This window comes from Nocardioides marmorisolisilvae (assembly GCF_031656915.1).
Taxonomy (GTDB): domain Bacteria; phylum Actinomycetota; class Actinomycetes; order Propionibacteriales; family Nocardioidaceae; genus Marmoricola; species Marmoricola terrisoli.
Genome location: NZ_CP134227.1, coordinates 2,281,833 through 2,294,507, shown reverse-complemented (window position 1 = coordinate 2,294,507; position 12,675 = coordinate 2,281,833). Strand labels below are relative to the sequence as shown.

Sequence of the window (12,675 nt, the reverse complement as noted above, 5' to 3'; positions counted from 1 at the left end):
AGGAACGCGAAGCGCTACACCACTACGAGGGACTTGACCACGTGCTCACATCCGTCGGTTGTTGAGCGAGGGATTCTCCGATCGGGCCAGCGCGATGACCCTTTGATCGACCTCGCCGATGACTTGGCCCTCGCCGGGACCGGCCGAGGCAAGGGTCTGGCCGTAAGGGTCGAGCAGCGCCGAATAGCCGCCGTAGCGTGGTGCCGGTTGGGCGGCGGCGGCTACGTAGACGGTATTTTCGATTGCTCGCGCCGCTAGTAGCGCCCACCAGTGCCGGATCTTGTGCGGCCCGTCGAGCCAGGCGGCAGATACGACGATCAGTTCGCTGCCTCGGTCGACGAGCGCTCGTCCGAGTTCTGGAAATCGCAGGTCATAGCAGGTCATTAGTCCGACGGTGATGCCACCCACTTCGACGCTTACTGGTGAAGTGACGCCAGCGCTCAACCGATCGGACTCGCGATAGCCGAAGGCGTCGTACAAGTGGATTTTACGATACGACGCCCGCAGTCCCGCGCGATCGACCACGACAAGGGTATTGAATGGGCGCTCCGGGTCACCGCTGACCTCGAACATCCCGGCCACGACGGTGGCGTCTCCTGCCACCTTGGTTAACTCCTCGACGAACGGCCCATCGAGCGGTTCCGCGAACGGGCCAACTTGCGTCCCGGCCCTACCGAAATCGCGGGCGTACGCCTCAGGAAGGACAACCAAGCCGCTACGACCCGCCACTAGTTCCTTCAGGCGATCACGGTTTGCCTCGGGGACGAGCCCTGCCGCCGCCTGGACCAGCGTGACCGACAGGGGCGAGTTGGCGCTGTCCCTCACCAGTGGTTCCAGCGGGTTGTCTGCCCAGGATCAGCGCGCGTCCCCGGCCTGAAGTCTGTTCCCCGCGTATAGGCCACGGGTAGCAGCCCGACTTGTGAGACATCGGGATAGGGGATCCCGAGCATCTCGGCTACCTCGCCCTCATGTGCGAGGTGGACCGCCGTGAACACGCTGCCAAGCCCCCGAGCGCGCAGGGCGAGCATGAAGCTCCACACAGCCGGAAGGATGGAGCCCCACTGGCCCGCCCGAAGGGCTGATGACCGGGGCTCCGCCAGATTGCCCATAAAGCAGGGGATGACCAGCATCGGGACGTTATGCATGTGATCGCGCAGGTGGTCCGAGGAGCTCTGTAGTGGGTGTTCAGGCCGCTCCTGATCGTTCGGACTCGTGCGTGGTCCGTTGTACCGGTCATATCCAGATCGGTACAAATCGGCAATTGCGGCTCTAACCGGAGGGGCGTCAACCACCATGAAGCGGTATGGCTGCACGTTGCTCGCGGACGGCGCCTGCGCCGCGACCGCAACACATTCGGCGACCACGCTCCGGGGCACCGGTCTGTCCAGATCGAGGCGTTTGCGTACGGCCCGCGTAGTGGTCAGGAGCTCGTCGGGGGTCAGGGGCAGCAAGGTTGTCATCACATCTCCAGTCATGGCTTGGTGGCCATCTTAAGCGTTGACCTAACGTTAGGAAGGTAGTACGGTTCCCACTCACGCGGGCCAGCCAGCGACTCAACCATGGACTTCGAGGTCATCCTCTATGCGATTCATCTACTTCCACTTCATGCCCTTCGACGCCCTCCCTGCAGACTTCTCGGAGAAGTATCGGAGTTCGTGGGTTGATCTCCCTGCGTCGCTCGGAGACTCGCGACGAGTGCATGGGCTCTACAACACCTACCTGAATCAGCTCGAACTGGCCGACGCCTCGGGGTTCCATGGCTTGGGCTTGAATGAGCACCACAACAACGCATACGGGCTGGTCTCCAACCCCGGACTGATGACGGCCGCCCTCGCCCGCCGCACGTCGAAATCGGCACTCCTCGTGATGGGCAACTCGATCCCGCTCTATAACCCCGCCATCCGGATCGCTGAGGAGACGGCACTCCTGGACGTTCTCACCGGTGGCCGGATCATTGCCGGTTTTCCGATGGGCACGAGCCAGGACACGAACTTCGTGTACGGTGTTGAGCCGCGGACTACGCGCGCGCGTTACAACGAGGGCTTTGAGCTCATCAAGCGCGCGTGGACAGAGCCCGACGTCTTCTCGTTCAACGGTGAGTTCAATAAACTTCGCTACGTCAACCCGTGGCCGCGCCCTTTGCAGAAACCCCATCCTCCAATCTGGGCTCCCGGAAGCGGATCCGTAGAGACGTTTGACTTCGCGGTCAAGCACGACATCCCTTACACCTTCCTCTCCTTCTTCGGGTCCGACTTCGCGGAGGCGAACATGAAGAAGTACTGGGCGAGGGTCGATGCGATGGGTCGCGATCGCAACCCGTACCGCGCTGGCATGGTGCAGACGATTCTGGTAGCTGACACAGACGAAGAGGCGCGCCGGCTCTACGAGCCGCACGTCAAATACTTCTATCAACGACTCAGCCATGTGTATCCCGGCTATGCCGAAGCGCCCGGATACAAGAGCCTCGACTCGTTGCGCGCTGCGGTACCGCCCAAGGATGCCCCCGGTGGCGCAAGACGCGACACCTTCGCCGCAGCACGTGACTTGACCTGGGACGAGTTCGTCGACTCGGGCATCGTGATCGCGGGCAGCCCAAGCACCGTCAGGGATCGGCTCTCCGACGCGGCGGACCGACTCAATATCGGCAACTGGATCTCATTGCTGCACCTCGGCGACATGCCGGACGAGCTAGCACGACAGAACATCGATCTTTTCACATCGAAGGTGCTGCCTGGCCTTGAAAACAAGTTCTCTGGCTATGAGCACCGTTGGTGGCCCAAGCCGCTAGATCTGTCGGAACGCGGCGTGCCGGATGCGGCTCGCACGGGTTCGATGGGCGGTGCAGCATGATTGCGGCGAACGAAGCGACCCTCCGCACGGATCTCGGTCCGGCTGCGGCCGCTCTGCACGTGGCTCAGTTCGGAACTGGTTCCGGGCGACCCGTCGTGTGGCTGCATGGCGAGTGGGGGACCTTCGAGCAGGTCCCCGAGCTCGCGACGAGCTCTGAATCGTTGGCCGGCCTGCGACTCCTACTGCCTCATCATCCGGGTTGGGGTGTTACCGAAGAAGTTGCTCGTCTTGGATCGCTGGGCGAGCTTGCCATCGCTTACTGGCATGCGCTTGATCAACTGGACATCTCGGAGCGCGTTCTCATTGGCGGGCACGGGCTGGGTGCCGCACTTGCCGCCGAGATGGCAGTCGCTCAGCCGCAGCGCGTCCGCGGTCTGCTTCTTGTCAATCCTGTCGGGATGTGGAAGGACAAGATCGGCGGCGCAGACGCCTTCGCTCTGCTTCAGCGCGATGTCCTCGAACACATCTTGGCTGAGCCGGGGGGCTCGCTGTCACTTGCTCTCTTTCCCAAGCCGGCCAATCCCCACGAGCGAGCAATGGCTGGGGTGCGACGCGCTGAGGTGCTCGGCAGCGCCAGCCGCTTTATGTTTCCGTTCCCAGACACGGGCATCACCCACCGCCTCTACCGGCTGTGTGGGAGCCGGGAGACCCCGGTCAAGATCTTGTGGGGCAAGAACAACGGAGTCCTCCCGGTTGCACTCTCCGAGCACTGGTTGGATGCGCTTCCACACGCTGAGCTCGAGGTCATCGAGGACGCCTCGCACATGCTTGTCTACGAGCAACCCGCTGTAGTCGCCGAGCGCATTGCCGCGATGGTGGCCTCAGCATGAGCGGTGGGCAGGCGTGGCTGCGGCTCGCTGGGCGAGTGGCGATCGTGACTGGCGCCGGGTCGGGCATCGGCGCGGCTACCGCGGTGGCGCTGGCGCGTGAGGGTGCAGCGGTGGCGTGCGTGGACATCGACGAGGATTCGGCGCAGGCCACCGCGGCTTGCCTGGTTGAAGCAGGCTCCATGGCGCTTGCTGTTCAAGCCGATGTCAGCAACGAGGCGGACACGGAGCGGATGGCCAGGAGCACAGTTGACCGATTCGGCCAGATAGATGTGCTTCACAACAACGCTGGCGTTGGCGTTTACGGCGCGGCTCACGAGTTGACGCTCGACGAGTGGAACCGATCGCTGGCGGTGAACCTCACCGGGGTGTTCTTGGGATCGCGGGCAGTCCTGCCGCAGATGTTGCGCCAGTCATCGGGCTGCATCATCAATACCTGTTCCACCTTCGCGACTGTGGGTGCTCCTGCCCTCGCTGCTTACCACGCCGCAAAGGGGGGTGTTAGGGCACTCACTATCTCCATGGCCCGCGACTACAGCCCAGATATTCGGGTTAACTCGATCTCGCCTGGGGTGACCGACACGCCGCTCGCCCGGCGTACCCCCGATGGCGCTCCCGCCTCCGCGCGGGTGAACGACGCGATCACGGCATCGCACCGGCTGATGAAGCGACGCGCGCTACCCGCGGAGATCGCTACCGCAGTGGTGTTCCTTGCCTGTGATGACTCCTCGTTCGTCACCGGTCACGATCTCGTTCTCGGGGGCGGACATGGCGTCGTCGCATTCTGATCAAGCCACGCATCTCTGTGCTGTCGAATCACACAGTCGCTCGACTGTTGTGTCGCCAACCCCTCGAAAGAGTAAGAAATGCCAATCAAAGGAGACCAGAGTGCGGACCATTAGTCGACCAAACCATAAGTACGGCGGGATTGCGAAAATATTGGCTCTCCTGGTGAGCGTCGCTTTCGCATCGAGCGCCTGCGGCAGCGGCGCCGCCACTGGAGGTGGAAATGGCAAGGCCAGTAGGGAGATCGTCTATTTCGCCCCTTCTTCTGCTGGAATCAGCTACCTCATTGCACAGTTCAAGGGCATCAAGGACTATGCCAAACAAGCCGGCTATACCGTGAAGTTCGTCCTCAACAATCTGGATGCGGCTCAGCAGGGACAGCAGGTCCAGCAGTTCGTGGCGAGCGGAGAGAAGCCGGCCGCGATCATGATCTTTCCGCTGGATCCCAAGGCGGGTGTGAACCAGGCCGCCCAGCTCTCGCGCATCGCGCCCACGTTCCAGATCAATCAGAAGGTGGCGGAGGGAGGCTGGGACTACGTCAAGGCGTACGTCGGCCCGAGTGACGCGCTGGTGGGCGAGACCGCAGGCAAGAGCCTGATGCATCTGCGGGGCGAGCTCAACGCCCGTGGCACCAAGCTTCACAGCACGGAGGGCAACGTCCTCTTCATCGGCTCAGTCCCGGGCACTGCTCAGGCACAGGCACGCTACGCTGGCTTTGTCGATGCAACTAAGGCGGCTCCGTTCAACATGTTGGAGAACCACGACTGCTGCTCCGACGCCGAAAAGGCATATGCGATGGCATCTCAGCTGATCCCGAAGTGGAAGTCGAAACTTGACTTCATCGTTACCCAGAATGACGACACTGCGAACGGGATCGCGCGCGCACTGCGACAGAACGGGCTTGAGCCAGGCAAGGACGTCTGGATGGTCTCGGGCAACTGTGGTGGGCCGGCGTCGGTCCTCGAGTCGAAGACCGTCTATGCGACCGGACTGCAGTCTGGATACGTTGAGGGTGCCGGCATGGTCTCGGTGATTAGTGCCTATTTCGCATCCGGAAAGAAGATCGCTCCCGGTGAAGCTACTCTCCATTACTCGGAGAAGGCACCTTCGACATCGGACAAGGCGCCGGCGCAGATCAATATTCTCGACAACCCGCCGGTGTTCTCTGCAGATACTGCCTCCTTGACTCAGAATGTGTGGGGCGTACCGCTTTCGCAGAACTGCCCTCTGGACTGAACCCCTATTCGGATCAGGTGCCCGCGCTCGGGCGCGCCTGACCCGAAACGACGTCAAAGGAGAAGGTCATGACCCGAGCGGCGTCCTCGTCGAGGCTTCGGATCGACAATGTGTCGAAGCAGTACGGCTCGGTGGTGGCACTGAGCGAGGTGTCGCTTGAGGTGCGTGCGGGTGAGGTGCTTGCGCTTCTCGGAGAGAACGGAGCTGGGAAGAGCACATTGGTCAAGTGTGTCGCGGGACTGCAGCAACCCGACAGCGGATTCATCGAGCTTGACGGCCGTCGCGTGCAGTTCAGGTCTGCGGCGGAAGCCAAGGCAGCGGGCGTAGCGATCGTCACTCAAGAGTTCAGTCTTGTGCCGAGCATGTCAGTCGCTGAGAACCTCGCCTTGGGCAGGCTCGACAGTGGGCTGATCTGGCACCGACGCAAACTCGAACGAAGCGCACTCGGTGCCCTCGAGCGGGTGGGCCTGGGACAGGTCGACCCAGGGATCGCGGTGCGTGAGCTTAGCGTCGGTGAGCGTCAGCTCGTGGAGATCGCACGTGTCGTTGTGCGGGACGCGCGTGTGGTGATCTTGGACGAGCCGACCGCGGCCCTCTCCGAGGCGGAGATCGCGAGAGTCCTCCCTCTCGTGCGAGATCTGGCCGACTCCGGGATGGCGGTGGTCTACGTCACACATCGCCTCGACGAGGTATTCACCGTGTGCGACCGGGTCCAAGTGATGCGCAACGGTGTCGCGTTGCCGCCCGTCGAGACGAGCGCGACCGATGTAGGCGGCGTGGTGGCTCTGATGCTGGGACGACGCCTGGATGACATGTTTCCCGCACGCGCCGCGGGTGTGCCTTGCCATGAAACGCGGCTGAGGGTGACTGGGTTGAAGGCGACCGCTATCGGGGCTGACGTCTCCTTCGAGCTAAGGGCAGGAGAGATTGTCGGGTTTACAGGGCAGCTCGGCAGCGGTGCGAGCGCGACTGTCCAAGCGGTTGCGGGTTGTCGCCCACCAGTAGCCGGTCAGGTGACGCTCGGTTCGGGTTCGCCATTGAACCTCCGCTCTCGGACCCACGGCATTCGGGCAGGGATCGCCTACTGCTCTTCGGACCGGAAATCCGACGGAATCTTCTCTGGCCTATCGGTCCTGCGGAATATCTCATCGCCATGGATCGACCGAGTTGCGCGTCGCGGCTGGGTTTCCCAGCGACAAGAGTCGGAGCAAGCGTGTGCAGCCGCGCTGCAGTTCGCCCTCGACCCCGAACGGCTCTCCAGTCCCATCTCCACCCTCAGCGGAGGCAATCAGCAGAAGGTCACACTCGCAAAGTGGACTGGAATCGACCCATTGGTGTTCATCGCCGATGAGCCAACACGCGGTGTCGATGTCGGAGCTCGAGCAGAGATCTATCAACGGATCCGGCAGATGGCCGATCGCGGTGTCGCGGTACTTATCGCCTCATCCGACACGAATGAGATCTTCGGGCTGGCCGACGTCATCGCTACATTCTCCCACGGGAGGATGACGGAGATGCGACCGTTTGGTGATTGGACCGAACAGGAGCTGCTGAGCCATGTGATGAGCGGACGGAAGGTGTCCCATGCCGACGATGTCTGACTCAAGGGTTGGAGCGCGAGTCGCTGCGGTCCAGTCAGCAACCCGACGCTTCGACGCGCTGGCGTGGGCGCTGCCAGCCCTGCTGGTCGCCGTCACGGTTGCCGGTGGCGTGACGACCGACGGGTTCTCGTCGGCGGCCAATTTCGAGGCAATTCTGCGTAACGCGTCGATTGTGGGGATCGTGGCGGTTGGGATGTCGCTCGTCACGGTCTCTGGAAACCTGATCTCCCTGGCAGCGCAACCCTCGGCAATGCTTCCCGCAGTACTCGTAGCGGCGCTGCTGAGCCGTGGTGAATCAATGGCGCTCACCCTCGCTGTCGTCTTGGCCATGGTCCTCGTCGTAGGCCTCATCCAGGGCTACGTCATCGGGCTTGGACTGAACGCCATCGTCGCCTCACTTGCCTTCGGAACCGTCATTGTGGGGGCGGTAGCGTTGTTCAGCGGTGACAACAGCGGGGCTTTCACATTCGCGCCGCGCGGGCTTCGCCATGTGGCTGGGGACCTTCTCGGAGCCCCGGTGGTCGTCATTGTCTTCATACTTGTCACCGTTGGCACCACAGTGTTCGTACGCCATTCGGTGATCGGTCGCCACATCATCCTGAGCGGAGCGAACCCCGCCGCCGCGATCGTCTCCGGGGTAAGCATTCGCAAGAGCACGCTGTGGGCGTTCGTGGGGCTGGGCATCACCGCAGCCATTGCCGGCGTCATTGTCGCATCGACGGTGGGTCAGGCGACGACCGTCATGTTGCCTTCGCTGATGATCGACGTCGTTACCGCGGTTCTCATCGGGGGTATCTCGATCCAAGGAGGGGTGGGCTCCCCGATGAATGCCGCTCTGGGCGCCGTCTTCATCTCTTTGTTGAACAACTTGTTTGCACTGCACAACGTTTCCGATGGCTATCACCAGATGTTCGAGGGTGGGCTCCTTCTTGTCGCGATATTGGTGGTCCACTTCGCGAGTCAGCGCAGGGGGAAATGATGGAACGCGCGCTTCAGGCTGTCCGTCCGTACTGGCCGCAGATCATCTTGCTGGTTGCCTTGTGGGTCGGTCTCGGGTCGACGACCGAGCTCTTCCGCGGAACCAGCGGCGTCTACTCCGTCCTCCTCAACTTCAGCCTGCTCGGACTGGTGGCAGTGGGAGCCGCGGTGACGATGATCGCGGCGGAGCTGGATGTCTCCGTGGCTGCGAGCGCTGCCGTGGGCGGCGCTCTCACGGTCCGGCTGGTGAATCTGGGTACGGGTGTGCTGGTTGCGATCATCGCCGCAACAGCGACCATGGCGCTCTTCGGCTGCATGCAGGGATTGCTCATCGCGCGACTGCGCATCAACTCGTTGGTGGTCACCGTCGGCACCCTGGTGCTGCTGGGCGGCGTCAGCTTCCAGCTCTGCGGTGGGCAGCCGCTCAGCGTGGAGTCGCTCAAAGACACCGCGTTCCTGCTGGACCGGTGGGGCCCATTCCTCTCGCCAGACATTGTCGCGGCTATCGGAGTGTTCATCATGCTCGCCTTCTATCTGGCATTCACCCGTTGGGGCCGAGAGGTCTACGCGATCGGCGGGGCCCGGGAGGAAGCGATAGCCGCTGGCGTCTCGCTGATCAGGCCGATTACCTTCGCCTTCGGTACATCGGCCGGATGCGCCGCACTGGCCGGATCGCTGGCCTCGCTGAAGGTTGGAGCGATCACGCCAAATGCATATGGGACCTTGCTGCTCGGGGCAATCTCGGCTGCTCTCGTCGGCGGCATCAGCCTCGTCGGGGGAAGGGGCACCGTCCTTCACGTGGCCTTTGGCGTCGTCATTCTCGGGATGGTGTCCAGCGGGCTGAACGCGCACGGAGCTACTGATGACGTCATTCAGCTCTTTACCGGGCTGATCTTGTTCGCGGTTGTTTTGCTGGAGTACGCGGCGGGTAGATTCGCTACACGAGCGGTCCAGCGGCGGAGCTCTGCCAGCGCACTGGTGCGAGCCTGAGCCACGATTGGGACTGCGGTAGCATCACCCGCAGCCAGATGAGTTGACGTGCGGAGTCGCAGCAGCCGCGGACTACTCCCCCGGAGGACAGGAAGGCAGCACTTGACTGGAAGCGCCGGACAAGCTCCGGAGAAGGTCGCGGCATCCACCACCAGACGAGCAGACCTGCTCCAGGTGGCCGCCATGACGATGGCTGAGAACGGCATCCAAGGCTCATCCATCCGTCAGATCGCCAAGCGCGCTGGCATTATGGCGGGCAGCCTCTACCACCACTTCGCGTCGAAGGAGGCGATGATCGAAGAGATCATCACCAGCTATTGGGACGATCTCTTCGAGGGCTACGACACGGTCGTGGCGGAGTCACAGGGTGCTGTAGACGCGATCGAGCGCTTGACGACCGTCTCGCTTGAGGTCGGGTTCAAGCACTGGTCCGCGGTGCAGATCTTGCTCGGCGACTGGAAGTACCTCAGTTCGGTAATGCCGACGCTGGATGCGTCTAGCGCTCGCGTCGAACGCTATTGGCTCGACCAGATCGAGCGAGGCGTCACGGAAGGCGTGCTGCGTTCAGAACTCGACCCCCGGATGGCATTCCGGGTGATGATGGGCTCTATCACTTGGGTCTTCCGGTGGTTTGACCCCGACGGCTCCCGCACGATCGATGACGTCGTCAAGGCTCAGATCGACATCTTCAGGTCCGGCGTCATCGTCTGACCAGGCTGCGATATCACCGGTTCTCGGTTACCGATTGTGTACGTTTGGTTCGACCGCGATCCCAGGTCGTCGGCGTGACGCCCGTTTTGCGAAGGGCTTCCCGGCGTACCTTGTGAGTAGCTGTGCGAGGAAGGTCCGAGCGGACGTCGTAGTAGCGCGGCACTGCGTAGAACGGCAGGTTCTCCTCGGCAAAGTCGCCGATCTCCTCCAGGTCGACGTCGTCGAAGTGAAGGATCAAAGCGACCATCACATCATCCTCGGTGAGGTCGGAGGGCACCGCGAATGCGCCAACCTCAGCGATCGCGGGATGGAGCGCCAGAACCATCTCGACCTCGTCGGGTGCGATGTTCTCCCCACCCCGTCGGATGCTGTCCTTCTTCCGACCAAGGTAGTAGAACCACCCGTCCTCGTCGCGGCAGAGGGAGTCGCCGGTGTGGTACCAGAGGTTGCGGGTCAGCTCCATCGTTGCCTCCGCGTTGCGCCAGTAGCCGATGGGCGTCGTGTAGGGTAGGAGTGGTCGGACGAGGAGTTCGCCGGTCTCGCCGATGCCTACCGGTTGGTCGTGGTCGTCGGCAACGATCACTTCCCACCCCGGGTTGACTCGTCCTACGGACTCCATGGGGTAGTTGAGGTCGCGTGGAGAGCCGAGGGGCAGCCCGACGTCGGTGAGTCCATAGCCTTGGGCAAGGCGTACGTCGAAACGTGTCTCGAAATCTGCGCTGTCAGCCGGAGGTGGCGTGATCCAGATCCGCTCGACAGGGTTCTCGGGATCGCGCGGGTCGCAGTCTTTGCCGTGGAGCATGGCGGCCATCTGCCCCATCATCGAGGTCTTGGTGACCCCCCAGCGCCGCATGTCGTCCCAGAAGGTCGACGGCGAGAAGCGTGGGGCGATCACGCTGGTGGCATCGCAGAGCAGCGCTGCGTAGAACCCGTAGATCAAGGCATTGCCATGGAAGAGGGGCAGCGCCGTGTAGAGCACGTCTCCGGGCTGGTAGTCCATAATTTCGACCACCGTCTCCGAGAACGAGATCAGCATGTTGTGCGGCCATAGGACGGCCTTCGATGCACCGGTCGTACCCGAGGTGTAGAGGATCAAGCCAGGGTCTGACGGGCGCGTGAGGACGAACTCCTGCAGGGGTGCGACGTTAGCCCAGTCGGCGTACAAGCACTGTGAGGACCCGACCCCTTGGGTAGCCGGTGGCAGCGTTCGAACTCCGTCAACAGCGACCAGCGTGCCGGAGAAATCGATGGCGACCAGCTGCGGAGCCAGATGGGTGAGAACCTCGCCTTCCGCAATGACGACCACTGGATCAACTAGCGCGAGCATGTTGCGCAGGATGTGTCCCTTGAAGGAAGTGTTCAGTGGCGCCGGGATCGCACCGATGGCCACCGCTCCGGTCCAGGTCGCAAGGAACTCGATCCGGTTGCTGGTCATGATCACGACCCGATCGCCTGCCTTGGTCCCCGACGACACCAGCGCGGCTGCAGAGCGCATCGACAGCTCCCAGAAGTCGGCGCGTGTGTAGGTGCGTTCTGGATCCACGGTGAAGGTCACCAAGGGCGCGCCGGGCATCCGAAGGACAGCATCGTGCATCGCGATGTGGATGGAACGGCGGTCGCCGACCGGTTTCATGAGGTTCCTTCAATTGCTTGAGAGCAGCGCTGAGTGAAGGTTAGACTACCTAACATTAGTTAGGCTAGGCGCTATGCGGATCGAACAGTGTGGTGTCGGCGGGCTTTGGCCCCAAGGCGTCATCCAACGGGTGGCGTGGGAGTGTGCGGGCACGGACTCCATACTGGGGGAGAGTCCATGGTGGGACCAGGGGCATGCTCGCTTCGGATGGATCGATGTGGTGGGCCGGACTGTCAGGTTCGCGACCGAGGCTGCGCTTGGCAAGGCTGTCGACGAAGTCGCGTCGGCGGTGCCAGGGTTCGAGGTCGTGCAGCTCGATCGAGCGCCACTGTGCGTGGTCTCGGTGGCGCGGTCCGAAAGTCTGCTCATCGGCACAGGGCGTCGTCTGGCGAGCCTCACTCCTGAAGGCTCCGTGGTGCCCGTGCTTCAGGTCGAACCGAGCGAATCACCGCGGATGCGCCTCAATGATGGGCGGTGCGACGCTGCGGGCCGGCTGTGGGTCTCAAGCATGGCGGTCGATCTCACCCCCGGTGTCGGAGTTCTGTACCGCATTGGTCTCGACCGTTCGGTGACGGCGACCTGGCGCGGCCTCACCCTGCCAAACGGGATCGACTGGAGCCCGGATGGCCGGCGAATCTACCTAGCCGACAGTGCCAGCGGATGGATCTACATTGGCGATTTCGATGTCGTGAATGGCACCGTCGGGCCGCGATCCCAGTGGCTGCGGCCCCCTGGCCCTGGTGTCACGGACGGGCTCTGTGTGGACAGCGATGGCAACGTATGGGTAGCGCTTTGGGGCGGGGCTGCGGTGCTGTGCTACTCGCCCGCGGGCGAGCTGCTGACCGCGATCTCGCTGCCCTGCGCACATCCCACCAGCTGCTGTTTCGGGGGCGCGGACCTCGAGACGCTGATGATCACAACGGCGTGCGTGGACGACGCCAGCGGGTTGCTGTCTGCTGGTGGCCGGGTCCTCGTGTGCAACCCAGGCAAGAGGGGTCGCCCCGCTGTGCCATTTGCCGGATTTCAACGGGCGTGACGTGGCTCTCATTGACCGTGAACGCGA

The 12,675-nt window shown here is 62.9% G+C and carries 12 protein-coding genes; 9 read left to right on the top strand and 3 right to left on the bottom strand.

Annotated features, from left to right (window positions below):
- Positions 1-45: 45 nt before the first annotated feature.
- On the bottom strand, positions 46-825 hold the full coding sequence (locus Q9R13_RS10945) for a carbon-nitrogen hydrolase family protein (protein ID WP_310961217.1): 780 nt from the start codon (positions 823-825) through the stop codon (positions 46-48).
- Positions 822-1,460 carry a nitroreductase family protein gene (locus Q9R13_RS20285; RefSeq protein ID WP_397217757.1) on the bottom strand — a complete coding sequence of 213 codons (639 nt, stop codon included), beginning with the start codon at positions 1,458-1,460 and terminating at the stop codon, positions 822-824. Before Q9R13_RS20285 ends, Q9R13_RS10945 begins: the two co-directional genes overlap by 4 nt.
- A 121-nt stretch (positions 1,461-1,581) precedes the next feature.
- Here Q9R13_RS20285 and Q9R13_RS10940 point away from each other — a divergent pair, with 121 nt between their 5' ends.
- The 8 genes from Q9R13_RS10940 to Q9R13_RS10905 all read left to right on the top strand — a co-directional run bounded on the left by Q9R13_RS10940 (position 1,582) and on the right by Q9R13_RS10905 (position 9,979).
- Positions 1,582-2,850, top strand: a complete 1,269-nt coding sequence (locus Q9R13_RS10940; RefSeq protein WP_310961216.1) for an LLM class flavin-dependent oxidoreductase — start codon at positions 1,582-1,584, stop codon at positions 2,848-2,850.
- Positions 2,847-3,680 carry an alpha/beta fold hydrolase gene (locus tag Q9R13_RS10935; RefSeq protein WP_310961215.1) on the top strand — a complete coding sequence of 278 codons (834 nt, stop codon included), beginning with the start codon at positions 2,847-2,849 and terminating at the stop codon, positions 3,678-3,680. Before Q9R13_RS10940 ends, Q9R13_RS10935 begins: the two co-directional genes overlap by 4 nt.
- On the top strand, positions 3,677-4,465 hold the full coding sequence (locus tag Q9R13_RS10930) for a glucose 1-dehydrogenase (RefSeq protein ID WP_310961214.1): 789 nt from the start codon (positions 3,677-3,679) through the stop codon (positions 4,463-4,465). The genes Q9R13_RS10935 and Q9R13_RS10930 overlap by 4 nt, the downstream gene beginning before the upstream one ends.
- A gap of 163 nt (positions 4,466-4,628) precedes the next feature.
- A complete protein-coding gene (locus Q9R13_RS10925) occupies positions 4,629-5,699 on the top strand; it encodes a sugar ABC transporter substrate-binding protein (protein ID WP_310961213.1) in 1,071 nt (356 codons plus the stop codon).
- 68 nt (positions 5,700-5,767) lie between these two features.
- Positions 5,768-7,300: a sugar ABC transporter ATP-binding protein gene (locus Q9R13_RS10920; RefSeq protein ID WP_310961212.1), complete on the top strand. Its 1,533-nt coding sequence runs from the start codon at positions 5,768-5,770 to the stop codon at positions 7,298-7,300.
- On the top strand, positions 7,293-8,279 hold the full coding sequence (locus tag Q9R13_RS10915; protein WP_310961211.1) for an ABC transporter permease: 987 nt from the start codon (positions 7,293-7,295) through the stop codon (positions 8,277-8,279). Before Q9R13_RS10920 ends, Q9R13_RS10915 begins: the two co-directional genes overlap by 8 nt.
- Positions 8,279-9,268: an ABC transporter permease gene (locus Q9R13_RS10910; protein ID WP_310961210.1), complete on the top strand. Its 990-nt coding sequence runs from the start codon at positions 8,279-8,281 to the stop codon at positions 9,266-9,268. Before Q9R13_RS10915 ends, Q9R13_RS10910 begins: the two co-directional genes overlap by 1 nt.
- Positions 9,269-9,316: 48 nt before the next feature.
- Positions 9,317-9,979 carry a TetR/AcrR family transcriptional regulator gene (locus tag Q9R13_RS10905; protein WP_310961209.1) on the top strand — a complete coding sequence of 221 codons (663 nt, stop codon included), beginning with the start codon at positions 9,317-9,319 and terminating at the stop codon, positions 9,977-9,979.
- 13 nt (positions 9,980-9,992) lie between these two features.
- Here the strand turns inward: Q9R13_RS10905 and Q9R13_RS10900 are convergent, their stop codons facing one another.
- Positions 9,993-11,612 carry an AMP-binding protein gene (locus Q9R13_RS10900; protein WP_310961208.1) on the bottom strand — a complete coding sequence of 540 codons (1,620 nt, stop codon included), beginning with the start codon at positions 11,610-11,612 and terminating at the stop codon, positions 9,993-9,995.
- Positions 11,613-11,685: 73 nt separating this feature from the next.
- On the opposite strand from Q9R13_RS10900, the gene Q9R13_RS10895 reads away from it, so the two are divergent.
- Positions 11,686-12,648 (top strand): SMP-30/gluconolactonase/LRE family protein, encoded by a 963-nt coding sequence (locus tag Q9R13_RS10895; protein ID WP_310961207.1) that lies wholly within the window; start codon positions 11,686-11,688, stop codon positions 12,646-12,648.
- The last annotated feature ends 27 nt before the right edge of the window (positions 12,649-12,675 follow it).